This is a genomic window from uncultured Agathobaculum sp., from assembly GCF_963927765.1.
Classification (GTDB): Bacteria; Bacillota; Clostridia; order Oscillospirales; family Butyricicoccaceae; genus Agathobaculum.
The window spans coordinates 22,518-44,943 of record NZ_CAWVCU010000053.1; the positions used below are offsets into that span (position 1 = coordinate 22,518).

At 57.1% G+C, this 22,426-nt stretch carries 18 protein-coding genes; 9 read left to right on the forward strand and 9 right to left on the reverse strand.

Annotation, left to right across the window (positions count from 1 at the left end):
• Window positions 1–63 precede the first annotated feature (63 nt).
• The 3 genes from ABGT74_RS04535 to ABGT74_RS04545 form a co-directional block, all read right to left on the reverse strand.
• Complete coding sequence (locus ABGT74_RS04535) at window positions 64–756, reverse strand: response regulator (RefSeq protein WP_297283291.1); 693 nt, start codon at window positions 754–756, stop codon at window positions 64–66.
• A 43-nt stretch (window positions 757–799) separates the two neighbouring features.
• Complete coding sequence (locus ABGT74_RS04540; protein WP_346704651.1) at window positions 800–1,288, reverse strand: NUDIX hydrolase; 489 nt, start codon at window positions 1,286–1,288, stop codon at window positions 800–802.
• A gap of 71 nt (window positions 1,289–1,359) precedes the next feature.
• On the reverse strand, window positions 1,360–3,264 hold the full coding sequence (locus ABGT74_RS04545; RefSeq protein WP_346704652.1) for a glycoside hydrolase family 13 protein: 1,905 nt from the start codon (window positions 3,262–3,264) through the stop codon (window positions 1,360–1,362).
• 241 nt (window positions 3,265–3,505) lie between these two features.
• Between ABGT74_RS04545 and ABGT74_RS04550 the strand changes: the two genes are divergently transcribed.
• Window positions 3,506–3,775 carry a phage holin gene (locus ABGT74_RS04550; RefSeq protein WP_297283294.1) on the forward strand — a complete coding sequence of 90 codons (270 nt, stop codon included), beginning with the start codon at window positions 3,506–3,508 and terminating at the stop codon, window positions 3,773–3,775.
• Between the two features lie 54 nt (window positions 3,776–3,829).
• Here the strand turns inward: ABGT74_RS04550 and ABGT74_RS04555 are convergent, their stop codons facing one another.
• The 3 genes from ABGT74_RS04555 to ABGT74_RS04565 form a co-directional block, all read right to left on the reverse strand.
• A complete protein-coding gene (locus ABGT74_RS04555; RefSeq protein ID WP_346704653.1) occupies window positions 3,830–4,342 on the reverse strand; it encodes a CarD family transcriptional regulator in 513 nt (170 codons plus the stop codon).
• Between the two features lie 116 nt (window positions 4,343–4,458).
• Window positions 4,459–5,010 (reverse strand): GNAT family protein, encoded by a 552-nt coding sequence (locus tag ABGT74_RS04560; RefSeq protein WP_346704654.1) that lies wholly within the window; start codon window positions 5,008–5,010, stop codon window positions 4,459–4,461.
• 75 nt (window positions 5,011–5,085) lie between these two features.
• Window positions 5,086–6,369 (reverse strand): adenylosuccinate synthase, encoded by a 1,284-nt coding sequence (locus ABGT74_RS04565; protein ID WP_297283297.1) that lies wholly within the window; start codon window positions 6,367–6,369, stop codon window positions 5,086–5,088.
• Window positions 6,370–6,535: 166 nt separating this feature from the next.
• On the opposite strand from ABGT74_RS04565, the gene ABGT74_RS04570 reads away from it, so the two are divergent.
• The 8 genes from ABGT74_RS04570 (at window position 6,536) to ABGT74_RS04605 (ending at window position 19,024) form a co-directional block, all read left to right on the forward strand.
• Window positions 6,536–7,663: a cysteine desulfurase family protein gene (locus tag ABGT74_RS04570; RefSeq protein WP_346704655.1), complete on the forward strand. Its 1,128-nt coding sequence runs from the start codon at window positions 6,536–6,538 to the stop codon at window positions 7,661–7,663.
• 14 nt (window positions 7,664–7,677) lie between these two features.
• Window positions 7,678–8,847, forward strand: coding sequence for a tRNA uracil 4-sulfurtransferase ThiI (thiI, locus tag ABGT74_RS04575; RefSeq protein ID WP_346704656.1), 1,170 nt, complete (start codon window positions 7,678–7,680; stop codon window positions 8,845–8,847).
• 24 nt (window positions 8,848–8,871) lie between these two features.
• Window positions 8,872–10,101 carry a competence/damage-inducible protein A gene (locus tag ABGT74_RS04580; RefSeq protein WP_346704657.1) on the forward strand — a complete coding sequence of 410 codons (1,230 nt, stop codon included), beginning with the start codon at window positions 8,872–8,874 and terminating at the stop codon, window positions 10,099–10,101.
• Window positions 10,102–10,364: 263 nt separating this feature from the next.
• On the forward strand, window positions 10,365–12,515 hold the full coding sequence (gene glgB, locus ABGT74_RS04585; RefSeq protein WP_346704658.1) for a 1,4-alpha-glucan branching protein GlgB: 2,151 nt from the start codon (window positions 10,365–10,367) through the stop codon (window positions 12,513–12,515).
• A gap of 61 nt (window positions 12,516–12,576) precedes the next feature.
• Window positions 12,577–13,788: a glucose-1-phosphate adenylyltransferase gene (locus ABGT74_RS04590; RefSeq protein WP_297283302.1), complete on the forward strand. Its 1,212-nt coding sequence runs from the start codon at window positions 12,577–12,579 to the stop codon at window positions 13,786–13,788.
• Window positions 13,789–13,801: 13 nt separating this feature from the next.
• Complete coding sequence (glgD, locus tag ABGT74_RS04595) at window positions 13,802–14,929, forward strand: glucose-1-phosphate adenylyltransferase subunit GlgD (protein ID WP_346704659.1); 1,128 nt, start codon at window positions 13,802–13,804, stop codon at window positions 14,927–14,929.
• 170 nt (window positions 14,930–15,099) lie between these two features.
• Window positions 15,100–16,536 (forward strand): glycogen synthase GlgA, encoded by a 1,437-nt coding sequence (gene glgA / locus ABGT74_RS04600; protein ID WP_297283304.1) that lies wholly within the window; start codon window positions 15,100–15,102, stop codon window positions 16,534–16,536.
• Between the two features lie 40 nt (window positions 16,537–16,576).
• Complete coding sequence (locus ABGT74_RS04605; protein WP_297283305.1) at window positions 16,577–19,024, forward strand: glycogen/starch/alpha-glucan phosphorylase; 2,448 nt, start codon at window positions 16,577–16,579, stop codon at window positions 19,022–19,024.
• A gap of 246 nt (window positions 19,025–19,270) precedes the next feature.
• On the opposite strand, the gene ABGT74_RS04610 is transcribed toward ABGT74_RS04605, so the two are convergent.
• From ABGT74_RS04610 to ABGT74_RS04620, 3 genes are all read right to left on the reverse strand, one after another.
• Window positions 19,271–19,834, reverse strand: a complete 564-nt coding sequence (locus tag ABGT74_RS04610; protein ID WP_297283306.1) for a manganese efflux pump MntP family protein — start codon at window positions 19,832–19,834, stop codon at window positions 19,271–19,273.
• Between the two features lie 235 nt (window positions 19,835–20,069).
• Window positions 20,070–20,807, reverse strand: coding sequence for a glutamine amidotransferase (locus ABGT74_RS04615; protein ID WP_346704660.1), 738 nt, complete (start codon window positions 20,805–20,807; stop codon window positions 20,070–20,072).
• 14 nt (window positions 20,808–20,821) lie between these two features.
• Window positions 20,822–22,192 (reverse strand): MurT ligase domain-containing protein, encoded by a 1,371-nt coding sequence (locus ABGT74_RS04620; protein WP_346704661.1) that lies wholly within the window; start codon window positions 22,190–22,192, stop codon window positions 20,822–20,824.
• Between the last annotated feature and the right edge of the window lie 234 nt (window positions 22,193–22,426).

Consider the following 22,426-nt stretch of genomic DNA (forward strand, 5'->3'; position numbering starts at 1 on the left):
GGCGTGCGGAGCGCAGCCGCGCCGTTTTTCTCTGTATCCCGTGCGCATGGCACGGTTCATCCGTTATTCATCGCTGAAATAATAGCCCATGCCGCGTTTGGTCATGATATAGCGCGGGCTGGCGGGCTGGTCCTCTACCTTTTCGCGCAGGCGGCGGATCGCCACATCGACCGCGCGCAAATCGCCGTAATAATCATAGCCCCAGACCTTCTCCATCAGCTCCTCGCGCGAAAACACGCGGCCGGGGGCTGCGGACAGGAAGCAAAGGATATCAAATTCACGCGCGGACAATTCCAGCGCCCGCCCGTTTTTATACACCATGCCGTTGTCACGCGAAATACGCAGGCCGCCGCCCGAAGGCACCGCAGGCTTTTCCCGCTCCTCCCCGGACAGCGTGCGCCGCATGTTCGCTTTGACGCGCGCCATCAGCTCGCGCATGGAAAACGGCTTAGTGATATAGTCATCCGCGCCCAGTTCCAGACCGAGCACCTTATCGGTTTCCTCTTCGCGGGCGGTCAGCATGATGATCGGGGTATCCTGCTTTTCGCGGATGTGCCCAAGCACTTCAAAACCGTCCATCGAAGGCAGCATCACATCCAGCAGGATCAGGTCGGGCGCGTCCTCCAAAGCGGCGCGCAAACCGTCCGCACCGTCATACGCGACCATCGTATCGTATCCTTCGCGCTGGAGATTGAACACCAGAATGTCCGCAATCGCTTTTTCGTCCTCAACGACCAGAATTTTTTTCTTATCCATAAATGACCTCCTTCACAGAGGGTTGACGGGTGCTGCGTTCGGATCAGTACAGCCCCTTGAGCTTGGCGCGGTACAGCGCAACCACGGTCTTGGCGTCGCGAATCTCGTCACGCTCGACCATGGCTTCCACCTCGGCCAGCGGCAGCCGCACCACCTCGACAAATTCATCCTCATCCGGCTGCATTTCGCCTTCAGTCAGGTCGAGCGCCGCAAACAGGTGCACGACCTCGGTCAGAAAACCCGGAGAGGGGTATTCGCAGCCGAGCGGCACCAGACGCCCTGCCGTGCAGCCGGTTTCTTCCTTCAGCTCGCGCGCGCCGCAGTCGGCAATACTCTCCCCTTCGCCGTGATCCAGCTTGCCCGCCGGGATCTCCAGCAGCTCCGTATCATACGGGTAGCGGAACTGCCGCACCAGAAGCACATTGCCGTCGCGGTCAATCGGCAGCACACCCACGCCGCCGACATGCTCGCACACCTCGCGCTGCGCGGTCTTGCCGTTAGGGAGAAGCGCCTCGTCCAGTCGTGCCTTCATAATCTTCCCTTCAAAAAAATACCGATGGGAGAGCTGTTTTTCGCGCATATTCATCCTAATCTACCTCTTTTCTACGGTGTGCCGAAGCAGCGCAGCACATAGGCAGCCTCCGGCGGCACCGAAATGTGCACACCGTGGCTGTCTGCGTCCTCAAATCCCGTTCCGCTGAGCATATCCACCGCGTAAACCGCCTGCACACAGGTGCGGATATGATGATGGCCGCGGTTGACGATCACCATCATGCGGGACGTATCGCTCACGCGCTCATATTGCAGCAGCGCGCCGTGGCAGCGCACAAAATGCAGGTCGCCGTCCGCCAGCGTGTTGCTGTCCGCGCGCAGTGCGCACAGGCGGCGATAAAACGCCAGCAGCTCCCGGTCCTCCTGCCCCCACGGATACGTCCGACGGTTGAACGGATCCTCAAACCCCTGCCGTCCAGCCTCATCGCCGTAATAAATGGTGGGCGAGCCCGGCATGGTGAACTGAATGACCGCCGCCAGGCGCAACTTGCGCAGCGCATTTGCCAGCCGTTCGGGCGGCAGCTCATAATGCGCGCGCCCGTCGCGGTCCATCTTCCATTCCTCATCGGAAACACCCAGCAAAGTCAGCGCGCGCGCCGTATCATGCGTGCCAATGACGTTCATCAGGTTATAAAACACATCGCGCGGATAATTTTCCCGGATGCATTCCATGGTTTCCGCAAAGTGTTCCGCTGTTCCGCCGTTCAGGAAGGACAAAATCGCGTCACGCAGCGGATAATTCATCACGCTATCCAGCTCACCGCCCTGAAAATACTTACGGCGCTCGGAATAGGCAATTTTGTTGGAAGCGTCCTCCCAAACCTCACCGATGACCAGCGCATCCGCTTTTTCCCGCTTGGCTGCGGCATTGAGTTTCTGAATGAAAGCATCGGGCAACTCGTCGGCCACATCCAGCCGCCAGCCGGACGCACCCAGCCGCAGCCAGCGGCGCACGACGCTGTCCTCGCTCTCAATGATATAGTCGAGATAGCTTTCGTCCATCTCGCGCACCTGCGGCAGCGTATAGATGCCCCACCATGAGCCGTATTTGTCCGGCCACTCCTGAAAATCGTACCAACGGTAATAGGGCGAATCCTGAGACTGATGCGCCCCAACGCTGTTGTATCTGCCACGGGCATTGAAGTAGCGGCTGTCATAGCCAGTGTGGTTGAACACACCGTCCAGCACCACCCGCATGCCGCGTGCCGCAGCCTCCGTGCACAGCGTGCGGAAATCCTCCTCGCTGCCGAACAGCGGGTCGATGCGCTTGTAGTCGCCCGTGTCATAGCGGTGGTTGGAATACGCCTGAAACATCGGATTGAAATAGATGGTGGTCACATGCAGGCTTTCCAGATAATCCAGCTTGCTGATGACCCCGCGCAGCGTGCCGCCGAAAAAGTCATTATTGAGGATCTCGCCGTTCTCATCCGGCCGGTAAACCGGGATATCGTCCCAGTTTTCGTGCAGCACGCGCGGCGCAATCCCTTCCCCCTCAGGCTGGACGGGCACTTTATCCCGGCAGAAACGGTCAGGGAAAATATTATAGGTGATGCCCCGGCCAAACCAGCGCGGCGGCTGGTAGCCCGGATCATATACGGTCAGCTGGTACTTGTCGCCCAGCGTGTCAATGATCTCCGCGCGTCCGGCATAGCCGCGCGCGCAATAGCGCGGGCCGTCCGCTGTATCCATGGTGAAGTAATACCAGTACAAACCCGGATGGGACGGCGTAAAGCTGGTTGTATAGTGGTCGCGCGCACCGGCCAGACCGTACCAGCGCATCGGGAACGCCTCCGGCTCCTTGCCGTCCTCCTCCACCCAGAGGGTGATATGCTCCGTACCGTGTTCGCGCTTCGGATAGGCGGAAAACTCAACCGTCTGTCCGGCAGGCACCGCGCCATACGGCGTTTTGCAGGCCAGACTGCGGGAGTGAAACACACAATCGGGAATGGTATTCAAAAAATTTCCCCCAAACATAAAAACTTTTTATATAGTATAGCACGAACTACACGCAAGGTAAACAAAAAACGCTTTTAGAGCACTTTTAGCGCACCGCCGCATCCCATCTGCCGCCGCTGCAACCCCGCGCTGGCATTTACACCCGCCCTTTCATACTATGATAACAGCCGCCGGTGCGCTGTTTGTCCATCCCCGGCCAAAAGGCGGCGGTCCGAAACGATGAAAGGAGGTTTTTTCATCCATGAATCTGCGTGTCCGTCTCAAAAACCCAGTGTTCTGGATGCAGCTTTTGCTGGGTATTTCCGCTACCATGCTGACCTATGCCAGCCTGACCGCTTCCGATATGACCAGCTGGGGCGCGGTTTGGGATGTCGTCCGTCAGGCGATCAGCAACCCATACTGTCTTTTTCTGATTGCGTCCAATATCTGGAGTGCACTGAACGACCCGACTACCAGTGGTCTGACCGATTCCGACCGTGTGCGGCAATATGATAAGCCGCTGGAAAAGTGAACCCATACACTACTGCAAAACGGGGGCCGGCTTTGCAGCCACGCCCCCGTTTTTTCATGCTTTTTTCGTATCTTTCTTGTACTGCGCAATCGTATGCGCAATGTACGGCTGCACTTCGCCGAGCGGAATGCCGAGCGCAACCGCCAGTTCCCCGTGCAGCAGATCCTCCGCCCGCTTGCGGTAACGCTGGTCAACCTGACTGACACGCCGTCCGCTGCGACGGGATTTGGCATAGACCGTCTTGATGAGCTGCACCAGCTCACGGCAGTCGTGGCTTTGCAGCACCGCCTGATAGTGCTCGCTCGACATGCGCATACTGTGCGAAGTGAAGCCATCCAGCTCAATGGTCGGAATGGTCTGGATCAGCTGTTCCGCCTGTACGCGCGAAATGACTGGCCGCGTGAACACCGAGGAATCCACGGGGACATAGATGGTCTCCGTTCCGGAAACAGGCGTGAGCGTATAATACGGCTTATCCTCCTCCGTATCAAAGGGCGGTTTACCGACCGCCTCCACCCGGCAGACGCCACTGGTTCCGTAAACGATAAATTCCCCCGCCTGATACATGGTACTCCTCCTCACTGTGCCGAAACGCGACGGCAGGCAGCGTTTTCACGCTGCCGCCTACTACTTTCTCTTAAGATAATGATAGCACATTTTGCAGAGAAATGTAAGAAAATTTTTTATTTTCCCACATACCAGTCCAGATTTGCCGCTTTTTCATGCGGCAGATAAAAGCACAGGTGATCTTTCACCTGCCCGTTATACAGCAGCTCCGCGCGGTGCAGCACGCCTTCATATTGAAAACCGCATTTTTCCAGCACACGGCGTGAAGCGGGGTTGTCCGGATAGCAGGTCGCGCTGATCAGATCCAGCCCCATTTGGCCAAAGCCGAAGCGCACCGCCGCGCGCACCGCCTCTGTCATATACCCCTGTCCCCAGTAGTCTACACCCAGCGCATAGCCGAGCGAACGCGCCGAGCCGTATTGCCGCGCCGAGTCGGTGATCAGCCCGATCGAACCCATCAGGCGGCGATCAGTCTGTCGCTCGATCGCCCATACGCTCGATTGGTTCAGGAAAACCAGATGCAGGATATCGCTCGACTCCAGCAGGCTTTCATGCGGCTTCCAACCTGCATTCCGTCCCACTTCCTCATCCTTGGAGTAAGCGTAAAGCGCTTCCACATCATCCTCCCGAAAGGGGCGGAGCGTCAACCGTTCGGTTGTCAGCGTCATCAGGGAACTCTCTCCTTTCCGTTGACAGAAAAGCAAAAGGGCGCAAAGCAATGCACTTTGCGCCCTTTCCTCTTATTACTTGATCGTCATGACCTGATCGCGTGCCGGACCAACGCCCAGCATGGTGATCGGACAACCGATGATACGCTCCAGTTCATGGATATAATCCTGTACCGTCTGCGGCAGCTCGCCGAACGAGCGGCAATTCGTGATATCCTCGTCAAAGCCGGGGAACTCCTCATAAACCGGCTCGCAATCCACCAGATCCATGAAGTTCGCCGGGAACTCAGTGACGGTTTCGCCGTTCTTCAGCTTATAGCCCACGCAGACCTTGAGCTTGGGCAGGCCGCGCAGCGGGTCAATCTTATTGATGACGACTTCGGTCAGACCGTTGACGCGCACCGCATAGCGCGCGACCACAGCATCGAACCAGCCGGTACGGCGCGGACGGCCGGTAACCGTGCCGAACTCACCGCCGGCGTTGCGGATGTAATCGCCCGTTTCATCAAACAGCTCAGTCGGGAACGGACCTTCGCCCACGCGGGTGGTGTAGGACTTGAAAATACCCATGATGCTGTCGATGGCCGTCGGGCCAACGCCCGAACCGATGCAGCAGCCGCCCGCCACCGGATGCGACGAGGTGACAAACGGATAGGTACCCATATCAAGGTCGAGCAACGTGCCTTGCGCGCCCTCGAACAGCACTTCCTTGCCCTCCTTGACCGCGTTCCACGTCAGGATGGAGGTATCGCACACATAGGGACGCAGCCGGTCGGCGTATTCGCGGTACTCCGCGATCACCGCATCCGCGTCGATCGCCTCGCCGCCGTACACGCCAGTGATGACGCGGTTCTTGTGCGCGCATGCCTCGCGGATAACGGTTTCAAAGCGCTCTGCATCGACAAAATCATGCATACGCACGCCGCTGCGCTCGGATTTATCCATATAGGTCGGGCCAATGCCCTTCTTGGTCGTGCCGATGGCGGTGCCTTCCTTGGCTTTTTCCGCTTCGCTCAGCGCGTCCAGCTCCAGATGCCACGGCAGGATGCAATGGCAGCGCGCGTCGATAAACAGCTTATCAGTCGAAACGCCCTTTTCGTGCAGGCCGTCGATTTCGCCCAGCACCGCCTTGGGGTTGACCACCACGCCCGGGCCGATCACATTCGTGCAATCCGGATACAGGATACCCGAAGGGATGAGCTGCAGCTTGTATTTCACGCCGTTTGCCACAACGGTATGACCGGCGTTGTTGCCGCCCTGGCTGCGGACGACCAGATCGGCCTTGCCCGCGAAGATATCAATGAACTTGCCCTTGCCTTCGTCGCCCCACTGAGCGCCGAGAATTACCTTACCTGGCATAGGATTTCCTTCCTTTCTGCTCTCGGACACGCTTTCAGCATGTCATACAGTGAAAGTATAGCATAGCACGCCGCTCTTTTCAATCCTGATTTGCGCCTTTTGACTTGTAAAAGGGCATACACCGTTGTAAAATATCCATGTACTTATCAAAGGAGACGGAAAGGACATGCATTATCTGGACAATGCGGCGACGACGGCAGTGCTGCCTGAAGCGGCTGAGGCTGCGATGCACGCGATGTGCACCTGCTTCGGCAACCCGTCAAGCCTGCATCAAATGGGAATAAACGCCTCTCACCTGCTGGAGGACAGCAGGAAAGCAGTGGCTTCCGCGCTTGGCTGCCTGCCGGAGGAGACCTGCTTTACCTCCTGCGGCACGGAGAGCACCAGCATCAGCCTGCGCGGGGTCGCGCACTTAAACCGCCATCAAAAGGGGCGCATCATCACGACCGAAATCGAGCACGCGGCAACGCTCAACACCTGTAAACAGCTCGCCGCCGAGGGGTTTGACGTTGTGTTCCTCGCGCCGGATGAGACCGGCCATATCACGCCCGCCGCGCTCGCAGACGCGCTGACCGAGGACACAGTGCTGCTGTCCTGCCAGCTGGTCAACAACGAAATCGGCACGGTGCAGCCTGTGGCCGAACTCGGCGCGCTGCTCCGCGCCAAAGCGCCGCGCGCGCTGTTCCACATCGACGCAGTGCAAGGGCTGGCGCGGGTCAAGCTCACGCCCAAAAAGTGGAACTGCGACCTGATGAGCGTGTCCGGTCACAAGATCGGCGCGCCCAAAGGCATTGGCGCGCTGTATGTCAAAAAAGGGCTGCGCCTCCCGCCCTTAATGTTCGGCGGCGGACAGGAAAAGGGGATGCGTCCGGGCACCGAGGCACTGCCGAATATCGCAGCCTTTGCCAAAGCGTGCGAAATCCGCATGGCGCACTTTGACGAGGATTTTGCGCACGTGCAAAGCCTTGCCGACTATCTGCATGCGCAGGTTACGGCGCAGCTGCCGGACGCAGCGTTCAACGGCGCGGGCGATATCCCGCATGTGGTCAACCTGTCGCTTCCCGGCTGTAAGAGCGAGGTCATGCTGCGTGTGCTGGAGAGCGACGAGGTCTATGTTTCAAGCGGCTCAGCCTGCTCCAAAGGCAAGCAAAGCGGCGTGCTCAAGGCGCTCGGCCTGCCCAAAACGCGCACGGACAGCGCGCTGCGCGTGTCCTTCTGTCCATCGAACACCAAGGAAGATGTGGACGCTTTTATCACAGCCGCGCAAAAGGGTCAGAAAATGTTCAAACGATAAATAAAGGAGAAACTATGAAAGAAGTATTGCTGCTCAAGTGCGGAGAGATCGTACTCAAAGGCCTTAACCGCAAAACCTTTGAAGATCGCCTGCTCAAAAATCTGTCCCGCCGTATGAAGCACGTCGCGGACTGCAACATCTCCATGCGCCAGTCGGTGGTCTATGTCGAAGTGCCCGAGGACGCGGATGCAGACGCGGTTATGGACTGCGCGCGCCATGTGTTCGGCTTTGCAACCATCTCTCGCGCGGCGGTCTGCCCAGAAAAGACGCTCGAAAGCGTCATCGACACCGCACAGAGCTACCTTGCGCCGCGCTTTGCGCAGGCGAAAACCTTCAAGGTCGAGACCAAGCGCGGCGACAAGAAGTTCCCGATGACCTCGACCGAGATCAGCCAGCACGTCGGCGGCGAGCTGGCCGACCGTTTTCCGGACGTGCGCCCCTACATGCATGGCCCCGACCTGACGGTGCACGTCGAAATCCGCGAACAGTACGCCTTTGTCCACGCAGGCCCCGAGCCGGGCGCGGGCGGCATGCCGATCGGCTCGAACGGCAGAGCCGCGCTCCTGCTTTCGGGCGGCATCGACAGCCCAGTTGCAGGCTGGATGATGGCCAAGCGCGGTCTGGAACTGGTTGGCGTACACTTTTTCAGCTACCCCTATACCTCGGAACGCGCCAAGGATAAGGTACTCGAGCTGGGCCGCAAGCTGACCGCATGGTGCGGCCGCATGAGCGTCATGGTCGTGCCGTTCACCAAAATCCAGGAGGAAATCCGCGAAAAGTGCCATGAAGAGCTGTTCACGCTCATCATGCGGCGCTTTATGATGCGCATTGCCGAAAAAATGGCAGTCGAATACGGCTGCGGCGCGCTCATCACCGGCGAGTCGCTCGGACAGGTCGCCAGCCAGACCATGCCCGCCATGGGCGTGACCGGCGCAGTGTGCGAGCTGCCGATTTTCCGCCCGTGCATCGGCATGGACAAGGAGGAAATCGTCACCATCGCCCGCAAGATCGACACCTTTGAAACCTCCATCCTGCCGTATGAGGACTGCTGCACGGTGTTCACCCCCAAGCACCCGAACACCAAGCCCAAGATGCCGAAAATCCTCGAAGCGGAGAGCCATCTGGATGTAGATGCGCTGGTCGAGGAAGCCGTTGCAGGTGTCGAAATCATTCACCTACCGTAAAGCAAGAAAGAAGGCATTATTTCCATGAACGCAGAACTGATTGCCGTCGGCACGGAGATCCTGCTGGGCGACATTGTCAACACAGATGCGCAGGTCATCTCGCAGGGTCTGAGCGAACTGGGCATCAACGTATTTTACCAGACCGTCGTCGGCGACAACCCGGCGCGCTTGCGCCATGTCATTGAGACCGCGCGCGACCGTGCGGATATCATCATCACAACCGGCGGCCTTGGCCCCACACTGGATGACCTGACCAAAGAGACGCTCGCGACCGTGTTCGGCCGCAAAATGGCGCTGCATCAGCCCTCGCTCGACCGCATCAAGGACTTTTTCCAGACCATCGGCCGCGAAATGACCCCGAACAATGAAAAGCAGGCGTGGCTGCCCGAGGGCTGCACGGTGTTCGTGAACGAATGGGGCACCGCGCCCGGCTGCGCGTTTGAGGCATACGGCAAGCACGTCATCATGCTGCCCGGCCCGCCGCGCGAGTGCGAGCCGATGTGGAAGCAGTGCGCCATGCCTTACCTTTATCCGTTTGCGGGCGGCTGCATCGTTTCGCGCAACGTCCGCGTATTCGGTCTGGGCGAGAGCAATATGGAGACCATCCTGCACGATATGATGGAAAGCAGCACCAACCCCACCATTGCGCCTTATGCCAAGACCTCGGAATGCTTTGCACGCGTGACCGCTAAGGCGGAAACCCCCGAGGAATGCGAAAAGCTGCTTGAGCCGGTCGTGGCGAAAATCTGCGACCTGCTGGGCGACGACGTGTACGGCGTCGACGTGGATTCGCTGGAGCAGGTCGTAGGTGACGGGCTGCGCGCACGCGGCATGACGCTTGCCGTGGCGGAAAGCTGCACGGGCGGTTTGCTGTCCAAGCGCATCACTGATGTACCCGGCTGCTCGGATTACTATCTCGGCGGCGTATGCTCGTACGCCAACGAGGTCAAAATGAATGTGCTGGGCGTGAAAAAGGAAACGCTCGACACGGTCGGCGCGGTATCTCCCGAGGTAGCTGAGCAGATGGCCGAGGGCGTGGCAAAGGCGCTCGGTGCGGATGTCGGCGTAGGCATCACGGGCGTCGCCGGCCCGGGCGGCGGCACGGAGGAAAAGCCCGTCGGTCTGGTATACATCAGCGTCTGGTGCAAGGGGCAGCACTACACCCGCAAGATGAAGTCCACCAATGGACGCGACCGCGTGCGCATGCAGGCGGCTTCCACCGCCCTCGACTTGATTCGCCGCAACATTTTTTGAACAAATAAATGCGGTTTTGTCTGTTTTCTCGACATTCCCAGTCATTCCCTGTGGAAACCAAACAAAATTCTCATCAAAAAAGTCCAGCAATTGTGTAAAATTGCTGGACTTTTGTTTCCCCTTGATGTATACTATATCTAACTAAAGTGAGAGGTATTCGCCTATAACAGGGCGAAATGTACAAAACAGTTGGAAAATTTTCGAAGATACGCTGTATTTTGGCATTCCGAGAACATAAGAAGTGCAAAAGGGAGAGATGCGATATGAAGAAAACACCCGCAGCGCCGGCCTGTGAAAAGCGCAGCCAGCTTTTCTATTCGGGCAGGGACTGCCGCGCCTTTGACTATATGGGCGCACATCCCTTTGAACAGGACGGCGAACCCGGCTACCTGTTCCGGGTCTACGCCCCCGAAGCGGAAAAGGTTTCTGTCATGGGCGAATTCAACGGCTGGAATCGCGACGTGGACTACATGATGCGCGACGAGCAGGGCATCTGGGAAAAATTCATTCCGCATGTTTCCGAATATGCAGCATATAAGTATAGTGTATGGGCCAAATCGGGCGATGTATTCGACAAGTCCGACCCGTACGGCTTCCACAGCGAAACCCGCCCCGGCAACGCCTCCAAGGTATATGACATCGAGGGCTACGAATGGAACGACGCTTCCTGGATGGACTGGCGCAAGGGTCATCTGCCCTATTCCAGCCCGGTTAATATCTACGAATGCCATCTCGGCTCGTGGAAGGTACATGAGGACGGCAACTTCTATTCCTACCGCCAGCTTGCGGACGAGCTGGTGCCCTACGTCAAGGAGATGGGCTATACCCACATCGAAGTCATGCCGCTGACCGAGTATCCGTTCGACGGCTCATGGGGCTATCAGGTCATCGGCTATTTTGCCGCGACCAGCCGCTATGGCACGCCCAAGGATCTGATGTACTTCATTGACAAAGCGCATCAGGCAGGCCTCGGCGTCATCATGGACTGGGTACCCGCGCACTTCCCCAAGGACGGCTGCGGTCTGGTCGAGTTTGATGGCTCGTACCTCTATGAATACGCCGATCCGCTCAAGATGGAGCACAAGGAATGGGGCACGCGCGTATTTGACTATGGCAAGACCTCGACCCGCAACCTGCTGTTCTCCTCGGCAATGTTCTGGATCGAGAAGTTCCACATGGACGGCCTGCGCGTAGACGCGGTCGCTTCCATGCTTTATCTGGACTACAACCGCCAGCACGAATGGCGGCCCAACATCCATGGCGGCCGCGAGAATCTCGAAGCGATCGACTTCCTGCGCCTGCTCAACGAGTTCATCCTGACCGACCATCCGGACGTCATGATGATCGCAGAGGAATCCACCGCATGGCCGATGGTGACCAAGCCCGGCTATGACGGCGGTCTGGGCTTCAACTTCAAGTGGAACATGGGCTGGATGAACGATATGCTGTGCTATTGCTCGGCCGACCCGTTCTTCCGCAAGGACATGCATGACAAAATCACCTTCTCGTTCATGTATGCATTCTCGGAAAATTACATCCTGCCGCTTTCGCATGACGAAGTCGTGCACGGCAAGTGCTCGCTGATCGGCAAGATGCCGCCTCCGTACGAAAACCAGTTCGGCGGCCTGCGCGCACTGTACGGCTACATGGCCGCACATCCGGGCAAAAAGATGCTGTTCATGGGCGGCGAGTTCGCCCAGTTCTCCGAGTGGGCATACCAGCGCGGACTGGACTGGATGCTGCTGGACTATCCGGCGCATAAGCAGATGCAGACCTATGTCAAGGCGCTCAACCATTTCTATCTGGAAACCCCGCAGCTGTGGGAGCAGGACACCGACTGGCGCGGATTCGAGTGGATCAGCCACGAGGATAACCGCAACAACATCATCGCTTTCCGCCGCATTGCCAAGGACGGCAGCGATCTTGTCGCCGTTGTCAACTTCTCTCCCGAAGTGCAGGAGAATTACCGTATCGGTGTCCCGCTCGCCGGCACATACGAAGAGGTGTTCACCTCGGACAAGACCGAGTTCGGCGGCAGCGGCATGACCAATGGCAAGGTCAAGACCGACAGCAAAAAGCCCATGCACGGGCAGGAGCAGTCCATCAGCATCCAGATCCCGCGCTTCGGCGTATTGTTCTTCAAGGGTAAGCCGCGCGCCAAGCGCCGCACCAAGGCTGAAATCGAAGCCGCGAAAAAGGCAGCCGCAGAGAAAGCCGCCAAGTCCGCCAAGGAATCGCGCACAGCCTCCAAGGCGGTTGCCAAAACCGGAACGCGCGCCGTAGCCAAGACGGGCTCCAAGGCCGTGGCGAAAACAGGGGGAAAAGCGGTCGCAAAGACCGGCACGAAAGCAGTCACCAAGACCGGAGAAAAGGCGGTGGTTCAGGCAAGCGATGCCGGCAAGCAGGATTCTTAAAAGGGGACGCGCCGAAACCGGCGTGAAATAATATGTAAACCGCAAAAAGGAGAGTTCATCAATGTATCGGAAAAAAGAATGCGTAGCCATGCTGCTCGCAGGCGGTCAGGGCAGCCGCCTCTATGTACTGACCAAAAAGGTCGCCAAGCCCGCGGTGCCGTTCGGCGGCAAGTACCGTATCATCGACTTCCCGCTTTCCAACTGCGTCAACTCCGGCATTGACACGGTCGGCGTACTGACCCAGTACGAGCCGCACGTGCTCAACGCTTACATCGGCTCCGGCCAGACCTGGGACCTCGACCGCCTGCGCGGCGGCGTATACGTCCTGCCGCCGTACCAGAAGGGCAAAACCTCCGAGTGGTACAAGGGCACGGCCAACGCCATTTACCAGAACATCCAGTTTATCGACGATTACGATCCCGAGTATGTTCTGATCCTGTCGGGCGACCACATCTACAAGATGAACTACAATAAGATGCTCCAGCAGCACAAGGAAACCGGCGCGGATGCAACCATCGCGGTGCTCGATGTGCCGCTCGCAGAAGCATCCCGTTTCGGTATCATGAACTGCAAGCCGGACGGCACGATCTACGAATTCGAGGAGAAGCCCAAGAATCCGAAGTCCACGCTGGCCTCCATGGGCATCTATATCTTCTCCTGGAAGAAGCTGCGCCAGTATCTGATCGACGACGAGGAGAACTCCAAGTCCTCCAACGACTTCGGCAAGGATATCATCCCCGCTATGCTCGGCAACGGCGAAAAGCTGGTTTCCTATCGTTTTGAAGGCTACTGGAAGGACGTCGGCACGATCGAAAGCCTGTGGGAAGCCAACATGGATCTGCTTTCCCCGAACTCCGGCCTGAACCTGTCGGACGACAGCTGGAAGATCTACGGCCGCACCACCGGTTCGCCCCCGCACTTCACTGCCAAGAACGCAACCGTCAAGCACACCCTGCTTTCCGAGGGCTGCGAGATCGCGGGCGATGTTTCCGAGTCCGTGCTGTTCTCGGATGTTAAGATCGCCAAGGGCGCAAAGGTGGAATACTCCATCCTGATGCCGGGCGCGGTCATCGAAGAGGGCGCTACCGTGCGTTACTCCATCATCGCAGAAAACGCCGTCATCGGCAAGGATGCGGTTGTCGGCGGTAGCCCGTCGGACGGCGACGTGGAGAAATGGGGCGTAGCCGTCGTTGCGGAAGGCGTGCGCATTGGCCGCGGCGCAACGCTGGCGGCGAAAGAAATGGCAGACGAAGACCTGCCGGACGTAAAGTAAGGGGGCAGAAATGATGAACAGTGTTTTAGGCATCATCATTGCATTTGATAACGACAACGATCTCCGTGAGATCACCGAGCACCGCACGGTTGGCGCGGTGCAGTGGGGCGGCCGCTACCGCATCATCGACTTCATGCTGTCGAACATGGTAAACAGCGGCATTTACCGCGTGGGTGTGCTGATGAAGGACAAGTATCAGTCCCTCATCGACCACATCGGCAACGCCAAGGACTGGGATCTGTCCCGCAAGAACTCGGGCGTGACCCTGCTGCCGCCGTATTCCTACTCGAAAAAGGCGTCTCCGCTGGTCACCGGCGAGTACCGCGGCAAGATCGACGCACTGGCCGGTGCGGTGGACTTCCTGCAGAAGAACAAGGCGGACTATGTTGTCGTTGCGGACGGCGACATTGTTGCCAACATCCCGCTTGACGATGTAATCGACCGCCATATCAAGTCGGGTGCCGACCTGACCATGGTCTGCACCAAGAAGCAGAAGGATTCGCCGTTTACCACCTATGTTGAGCTCAACCGCAAGAAGGAAGCAGTCGATATCCGTGTAGGCGATTCCAACGAGGGCAAGTGCAAGCACATCGCGCTAGGCGTATACGTCATGAGCCGCCAGTACCTCATCCATATGCTGTCTGACTGCGTCACGCACAATTGCATCCATTTTGAGCGTGAATTCCTGTCCCGCGCGCTGATCGACGGCACGGTGGCCGGTTACCTGTTCAACGAATATGCGATGAAGATCGAGGATACCTCGGATTACTTCCGCTCCAACATGGATATGCTGGACAAGGACGTGCGCTCGGAAGTGTTCCTGCGCACCCGCCCCATCCTGACCCGTATCAAGGACGAAGCCCCCGCCTACTACGGCGACAAGGCCGTGGTAGAGGACAGCCTGATCGCAGACGGCTGCCACATCGAAGGCACGGTAAAGAACTGCGTGCTGTTCCGCGATGTTGTGGTCGAAAAGGGCGCGGAAATCCGCGACTGCATCATCATGGAGGGCGGCCGCATCCTGTCGGATGCATCGCTGCGCCACGTCATCACCGACCGCAACGTTGTCATCCGCGACGGGCGTACCATGATGGGTCACGAGAACTACCCCATTACGATCGCTAAAAATGCAACCGTTTGAAAAAAATACGTTAAATTCGCTGCAAATAAGCGAAAAACACGGGCTGAAAGCATGAAATGTTCGTGGAAATTCCCTATTTTGCAGAGAGGAAGAATCTAGTATAATAAAGATACGCAGGTGCGGAAGCGGGGCCCTGTTTCCGCACCTCCTACTGGGGAGGCTCGGTTCTTATGAAAATCATGTATGTTACCAGTGAATGCGCCCCGTTCGTCAAAACCGGCGGTCTGGGCGACGTTGCCGGCTCACTGCCGAAAGCCCTTGCTGCAAAGGGACACGACGTGCGTGTATTCTGCCCGCTGTATTCCGCGATTGGGCAGGAGTGGCGTGAGAAGTTCTACTACTTAAAGAACGCCTATGTCCGCTTAGGCTGGCGCAACCAGTACTGCGGCATTTTCCGCTATGAAGCGGACGGCGTAACCTATTACTTTATCGACAATGAATATTATTTTGCGCGCGGCCAGGTCTACGGCGAGTATGACGATGCAGAACGCTTCGCCTACTATTCCAAGGCAGTGCTTGAAGTGTTGCCCGATCTGGACTGGAAGCCGGACGTGATCAACTGCAACGACTGGCAGACCGCGCTTGTGCCGGTGTATTACAACCTGATGTTCTCCTCCCGTCCGTTCTATGAGAACATCAAGACCGTATTCACCATCCACAATATCCAGTATCAGGGCCGCTACGGCCGCGAAATCCTCGAGTATGTGCTCGGCATTGACGATGCGCACTTCCGCTCGGGCTTCATGGCAATGGACGGCGATGTGAACCTGATGAAGGCTGCGATCGTGGCCTCCACCGCGGTCACCACGGTTTCGCCCACCTATGCAGGCGAAATCCAGACCGAATATTACGGCTACCGGCTGGATTCCGTGCTGCGCATGAACAGCTATAAGCTGCACGGCATCCTCAACGGCATTGATATGGATGCCTTCAACCCGGAAACCGACCCCAAGATTTTCAAGAACTATGGCCCGAACAACCCGGATGACAAAAAGACCAATAAGCTTGAGCTTTTGAAACTGTGCGGTATTGAGGGGGACGAAAATACGCCGGTTATCGGTATGGTCACCCGCTTTGTTGACCAGAAGGGCCTTGACCTGATCGAAGCCGTGCTGCACGACATCCTGTCGGACGACCTCCGCCTGATCGTGCTGGGCAAGGGCGACTGGCGGTACGAGCAGATGTTCCTCGAAGCCAAGCGCCGCTATCCGAACAACATTTCGGCATCCATCATGTTCTCGGGCGACCTGGCCAACCGCATCTATGCGGGCGCGGATATGTTCCTGATGCCTTCCAAGTTCGAACCGTGCGGTCTGGCGCAAATGATCGCACTGCGCTACGGCACCATCCCGATCGTGCGCGAAACCGGCGGCTTGAAGGACACCGTGCAGGCCTTCGTTGATTATGCAGGCACCGGCAACGGCTTCACCTTTGCCAGCTACAATGCGCATGACATGCTGCACGTCATTCGGGAAGCCTGCGGTGTATTCCGCTACAACAAGCCCGCTTGGAAGAAGCTCATGCTGCAAGGCATGCAGAGCGACTTTAGCTGGGGCAGCTCGGCAGATAAATATATCGAGGTTTATCATTCTGCCCTTGGTTGGTAAGACCTATTAAGCAAATTAGAGTGAGGAGACAAGAGAGACCATGTCAAAGAATCAGTACACAAAGACCGCTTTGAAGGAGGCTATTGCAGGCAAGCTGCAGCGCCACTTCGGCCGCGAGGTTGCAGACGCCTCAAAGGAACAGGTTTACGAGGCCTGCGCGCTCGTCGTGCGCGATGCGCTCACCGAGCATATGATTGAAACCCAGAACGAGGTTGAAAAATACGGAGAGCGACAGGTGCACTATTTGTGCATGGAATTTCTTGTGGGCCGCAGCCTGCGCAACAACGCCTACAATCTGGGCATTCTGCCCGCACTGACCGAAGCACTCAAAGATATGGGCTATGAAATGGCCGATATCTTCGAGGAAGAGGCCGATCCCGGTCTGGGCAACGGCGGTCTGGGCCGTCTGGCAGCCTGCTATATGGACGGCATGGCAACCATCGGCGTGCGCGGCACCGGCTACTCCATCCGTTACGAACACGGTATCTTCAAGCAGAAGATCGAGGACGGCCAGCAGGTCGAGCTGCCGGACTCCTGGCTCGCGTCTGGCGACGTTTGGCACATTCCCGCGATGGACGACACCCGCGAGGTCAAGATCGGCGGCACGGTCAACACCTATTTTAACGATCAGGGCAAGCTGATCGTCGAGTATCACGACTATACGCCGGTTCTGGCAGTTCCGTATGACATGCCGATCTCGGGCTATGACACCAACAACATCGCCTGCCTGCGCCTGTGGGAGGCCAAGAGCCCGATCGCGCTGGACATGAAGCTGTTCTCGTCGGGTGAATACCTCAAGGCGCTGGAGAAGCACGCGATGGCGGAAACCATTTCTATGGTGCTCTATCCAGAGGATAACCACCGCGAGGGCCAGTCCCTGCGCCTGAAGCAGCAGTACTTCCTCGTTTCTGCAACCCTGCAGGATATCTGCGCCAAGCACAAGGCCAAGTACGGCACGCTGGAAAACTTTGCGCACAAGCATGTGCTGCACATCAATGATACCCACCCGACGCTGGTCATCCCCGAACTCATGCGTATACTGATGGACGAAAACGACATGAGCTGGGAGAACGCTTGGAACATCACCAGCCAGTCGGTCGCTTACACCAACCACACGGTTATGCCCGAAGCACTTGAGTGCTGGCCGGTATCGCTGGTGCAGGAGCTGATGCCCCGCATCATGCAGATCATCTATGAAATCAACGAGCGCTTCTGTAAGGAGTTGTGGAACTACTTCCCGAACGACTTCCAGAAGATCTCCAAACTGGCCATCGTATCGGATAACACCGTCCGCATGGCACATCTGGCGATCGCAGGCTCGTTCTCGATCAACGGTGTTTCCGCGCTGCACTCCGAGATCCTCAAGGATCGCGTATTCAACGATTTCTACAAGATTTACTCCTCCAAGTTCTGCAACGTCACCAACGGCATTGCACACCGCCGCTGGCTGTGCGAGGCAAACCCGGAGCTGGCTGAGCTGATCGAAAGCAAAATCGGCAAAGGCTACCGCAAGCATCCGTCCGAGCTGCAGGTACTTGCTAACTACGGCAACGACAAGGCGCTGCTCCAGCGTCTGGGCGAGATCAAGCGCGACAACAAGCAGCGTCTGGCAAACTATATCAAGGAGCATAACGGCATCGAGATCAATATGGACTCGATCTTTGACGTACAGGTTAAGCGTCTGCATGAGTACAAGCGCCAGATGCTCAACATCCTGCACATCATTTCGCTGTACCACAAGCTGAAGGATAATCCGGGCATGGACTTCGTGCCGCGCACCTTCATCTTTGGCTCTAAGGCCGCACCGGGCTATGCGGTAGCGAAAAAGACCATCCGCCTGATCAACTCCATTGCAAACATGATCAACAACGACCCGGACATTGGCGACAAGCTCAAGGTCGTGTTCATTGAGGACTACAAGGTATCTCTGGCTGAGATGATTATGCCGGCGGCTGAGGTCTCTGAGCAGATCTCCATTGCGGGCAAGGAAGCATCCGGTACGGGCAACATGAAGTTTATGATGAACGGCGCGCTCACCATCGGCACGATGGACGGCGCAAACGTCGAGATCTGCGAAGCAGTCGGCCGCGAGAACATCTTCATCTTCGGTATGGAAACGCCCGAAGCTGAGGCTCTGGCAGCGTCCGGCAACTACGAGCCGATGCTGATTTACCAGAACGATCCGGTCATCAAGCGTGTGCTTGACCACATCATCAACGGCTTCGGCGACGGCGTGGACTACACCGATATTGCCAACCTGCTGCTGCACGGCGGCAACGGCGGCCCGGCTGACCGTTATATGAGCCTGAAGGACTTCTCCTCCTATGCAATTGCACAGGAGCGCGTCAGCGAGATGTACCGCCATGCAGAGAACTGGAACTATATGTCGCTGATGAACATTGCAAACTCCGGTCGCTTTGCGTCCGACCGCTCGGTTGCAGAGTATGCGCAGAACATCTGGCGCGTCAAGACCAACTTTGCATTCTAAAAGCTTCGTTTGAAAGCACGCTTTCAAACGAGAGAGGCTTTGCCGGGCAAACGCCCGGACAAAGCCAATCTTGTGATATTTGCGCGCCGCACGCGGCACACAAAATCATTTTCTTGTATAAAAAGGCAGGCACATGTCCTGCCTTTTTATGATTTTCGGGTAAAAATTACTCGAAAATCTATTATATGCGCGCCTGAGGGCGCAAAAAAGGACGCTTTCCAGCGTCCTTTTTTGATTTTGCGCATTTTAGCCCAGCAGTCCCAGATGCTCCAGCAGAATTTTGAGCCCCATCAGGATAAGCACCACTCCACCAAACAGTTCCGCCCGCGATTTATATTTTGCACCGAATACATGCCCGACCTTGACACCCACGCAGGACAGCACAAAGGTCGTCACGCCAATAAAGCAGACCGCAGGCACGATCTGCACCTGCAAAAAGGCGAACGTCACGCCGACCGCGAGTGCGTCGATGCTGGTCGCCACCGCAAGCGGCAGCATTGTGCCAAAGGAAAACGAATCGCTGAGGTTTTCTTCGTCCGTGTCGCGCGACTCGCGCACCATATTGCCACCGATCAGCGCCAGCAGCACGAACGCGATCCAGTGGTCGACGCTGGTGATCAGCGTCTGGAAGCGCACGCCCAGCAAAAAGCCTAAAAGCGGCATCAATGCCTGAAATCCGCCGAAATACGCGCCGGTGATGAGCGCATGGCGCGGCCGCAGCGTGCGGACGCTCAATCCCTTGCAGATGGAAACCGCAAAGGCATCCATCGACAGGCCGACCGCAATGATAAACAGCTCCAGTAAACCCATTTTCTTGTCCTCCTTGTCGTTAGCAGCGCCGAACGGGCATAAAAAAAGAGACTCATCCGCCGTAAAACAGATAAGTCTCGTCATTTCATGCAGAACCAGAGGAGCGTCCTCCCCAGTATGTTGGCCCTACCGCGCGGAATGGAACAAATCCGCGCCGACTACTCCCTTATTACCGCCTATGATATCATATGCGGCGGACAAAGTCAATATCACCCGGGAAACGGGTGCACAAGGTTCACCCGTGGCGCAGCCGTTCCTCCATATAGTCATGCGCGCGGTTTTCGATCTCATCGTCGAGCGGCGTTAGCGGCTCGACACGATCATACTTGCGCGTCAGTGCGGTTTGCAGGATGAAGTCGGCCAGCGCCGGGTTTTTCGGCAGCAGCGAGCCGTGCGAGTAGGTCGCAAACACGTTTTTGTAACGTGCGCCCTCGGTCTGGTCCTCACCGTTGTTGCCATAGCCCTTGAGCACCATACCCAGCGGAGCCACATCCTCACCCAGATAGGTCTTGCCCGAATGATTTTCAAAACCGACTACGATCGAGCCACCGCTTTCAGGTGTCGTGCGGTACATATAGTTGCCGATCATGCGCTCTTTTGCGCCAATCGTGTGGATATTAATTGCGCCGATGAAGTCTAGCTGGTTGCCGTCCCACGTTTTATAATACTGCCCCAGCATCTGATAGCCGCCGCAGATGGCAAGGAATACCTTGCCTTCCTCCACTGCCGTGCAAATATCACGCCCCTTGCCCGCAGCAAGGTCGCGCAGCAACACCTCCTGCTCGAAATCCTGTCCGCCGCCGATGAAGAAAATATCGTGCTTGTCAATGTCGATCGGCTGCCCGATCGAACACTCCTCGATGTTGACCTTGATGCCGCGCGCCTCCAGCCGCCGCTTCATCGTAATGATATTGCCCCGATCGCCATACAGGTTCAAAATGTCGGGGTACAGGTGACAGATATTCAGTTCCATAACTCCCCTCCCCCTTATTCGTAAAACGCTTTCACGTCGGTGTGCTTGGCGATCTCACCGCGCAGGTCAAACATCGCCGTGTAAGTCGGCATCAGGAACGCGGGCGTCTCGTCCGTGCCGACCTGTTCCAGCAGCGCATCATATTCGCGGATAACCTCGATGCGATCTGTCGTAAAGCCTGCGTATTTCAGGCGCAGCGCCATATCATCCGCGCGCACACCGGAAACCAGAATGCGCGTAAAGCGTGCTTCCTGTCCGGCGAGTGTCTCAAAATCCACGTCCCAGATCCAGCTGATATCCGTACCGTCCGCAAAGCGGTCATTGAGCAAAAACGCCAGCTTACAGGTGCCCTTATCGTGCGCAATCAGGTTGATGACTTGATTGAAGCCCGCCGGATTTTTGACCAGCATCATGCGTGCCTGCGCCTTGCCCAGCGTAAACTGCTCGGCACGGCCAAAGCCGCACTCAAACTGACCGAGCGCACTGACCGCAGTTTCTTCATTGATGCCGACAACATGCGACACCGCCGCGGCTGCCGCCGCGTTATAGATGTTATATCCGCCCGGCAGATTGACGTGTACCTCATGCATACGCCCGCAGATGGACAGTTCAATATCGGACGAATCCGCACCCGCGGCGAGGATTTTTGTCACCGCCACATCAGGCTCGTGCCGATGATAACCGCATTTAGGGCAACGGAAGCCGCCCAGATGTCCATAAGTGATATAGTCGTACTGGTATTCAGTCTTGCAGTGGATGCAATAGGGCGCATCGGACAGCTCATGCGCCGCGTTCTCATAGATCGGAACGTTCACGCCAAACCACAGCACCTTGTTCGGGACTTTCTCCGCCAGCGAAGCGGTGAGCGAGCAGTCCGCATTGAGGCAAAGCGTCGCGTCCGGCACATGGGTGATGCCCTCGCGGATCGCGTTTAGGGTGTGCGTGATCTCGCCATAGCGATCGAGCTGGTCGCGGAAGATGTTATTCACCACCAAGCACTCAACCGGCAGGAATTCACTCGTTTTGCGGAACGCGGCCTCGTCGCACTCAATCAGCGCGTGCGTATACGGACATTTGCCGGAAAGCGTGCAATGCTGCGCGAACACGGCGATGATACCGGTCAGCAGGTTTGCACCCGATTTGTTGGAAAAGTATTTCAGTCCCGCATCGGCAAATGCCTGCTCAATCATGCGCGAGGTGGTGGTTTTGCCGTTGGTGCCGGTTACGACCGTGACCTTGACCCCGCGCGACAGCTCCCCCAGAATATTTTTGTCGATCTTGAGCGCCAGCTTGCCGGGCAGGTTGGTGCCGCCGCGGCCGAGACGGCGCAGCATCGCGCCCGAGGCCTTGCACACCGCAACGGCCAGCCGGGTTTTCAGCTTCATACAATAACCCCTCTATCTGTCAATTTCATATATAATGAAGTATACCGCATTTTTCCGTGCAGTACAAGCATGGAAATGCGTTCGCAGCGACAGATTAGACAAATTGTGCGGCAGAATTTCGTCACCTTGTTGAAAAAATGTTTCGCAACACAAAATGCACAAAAAATGGCATATTTTTTTGTGAAAACCTACTGGGACGCACTGGAAAATTCACAAATTCGCGCAAAAGCACTT

Excerpts from the sequence above, each read along its gene's own strand:
- thiI (WP_346704656.1), top strand. The coding sequence starts at position 7,678 with ATGAAAGAAGTATTGCTGCTCAAGTGCGGAGAGATCGTACTCAAAGGC.
- ABGT74_RS04535 (WP_297283291.1), bottom strand. The coding sequence starts at position 756 with ATGGATAAGAAAAAAATTCTGGTCGTTGAGGACGAAAAAGCGATTGCG.
- ABGT74_RS04540 (WP_346704651.1), bottom strand. The coding sequence starts at position 1,288 with ATGAAGGCACGACTGGACGAGGCGCTTCTCCCTAACGGCAAGACCGCG.
- ABGT74_RS04560 (WP_346704654.1), bottom strand. The coding sequence starts at position 5,010 with ATGACGCTGACAACCGAACGGTTGACGCTCCGCCCCTTTCGGGAGGAT.
- ABGT74_RS04590 (WP_297283302.1), top strand. The coding sequence starts at position 12,577 with ATGTATCGGAAAAAAGAATGCGTAGCCATGCTGCTCGCAGGCGGTCAG.
- ABGT74_RS04555 (WP_346704653.1), bottom strand. The coding sequence starts at position 4,342 with ATGTATCAGGCGGGGGAATTTATCGTTTACGGAACCAGTGGCGTCTGC.
- ABGT74_RS04605 (WP_297283305.1), top strand. The coding sequence starts at position 16,577 with ATGTCAAAGAATCAGTACACAAAGACCGCTTTGAAGGAGGCTATTGCA.
- glgB (WP_346704658.1), top strand. The coding sequence starts at position 10,365 with ATGAAGAAAACACCCGCAGCGCCGGCCTGTGAAAAGCGCAGCCAGCTT.
- ABGT74_RS04550 (WP_297283294.1), top strand. The coding sequence starts at position 3,506 with ATGAATCTGCGTGTCCGTCTCAAAAACCCAGTGTTCTGGATGCAGCTT.
- glgA (WP_297283304.1), top strand. The coding sequence starts at position 15,100 with ATGAAAATCATGTATGTTACCAGTGAATGCGCCCCGTTCGTCAAAACC.
- ABGT74_RS04615 (WP_346704660.1), bottom strand. The coding sequence starts at position 20,807 with ATGGAACTGAATATCTGTCACCTGTACCCCGACATTTTGAACCTGTAT.
- glgD (WP_346704659.1), top strand. The coding sequence starts at position 13,802 with ATGAACAGTGTTTTAGGCATCATCATTGCATTTGATAACGACAACGAT.
- ABGT74_RS04570 (WP_346704655.1), top strand. The coding sequence starts at position 6,536 with ATGCATTATCTGGACAATGCGGCGACGACGGCAGTGCTGCCTGAAGCG.
- ABGT74_RS04565 (WP_297283297.1), bottom strand. The coding sequence starts at position 6,369 with ATGCCAGGTAAGGTAATTCTCGGCGCTCAGTGGGGCGACGAAGGCAAG.
- ABGT74_RS04610 (WP_297283306.1), bottom strand. The coding sequence starts at position 19,834 with ATGGGTTTACTGGAGCTGTTTATCATTGCGGTCGGCCTGTCGATGGAT.
- ABGT74_RS04580 (WP_346704657.1), top strand. The coding sequence starts at position 8,872 with ATGAACGCAGAACTGATTGCCGTCGGCACGGAGATCCTGCTGGGCGAC.
- ABGT74_RS04620 (WP_346704661.1), bottom strand. The coding sequence starts at position 22,192 with ATGAAGCTGAAAACCCGGCTGGCCGTTGCGGTGTGCAAGGCCTCGGGC.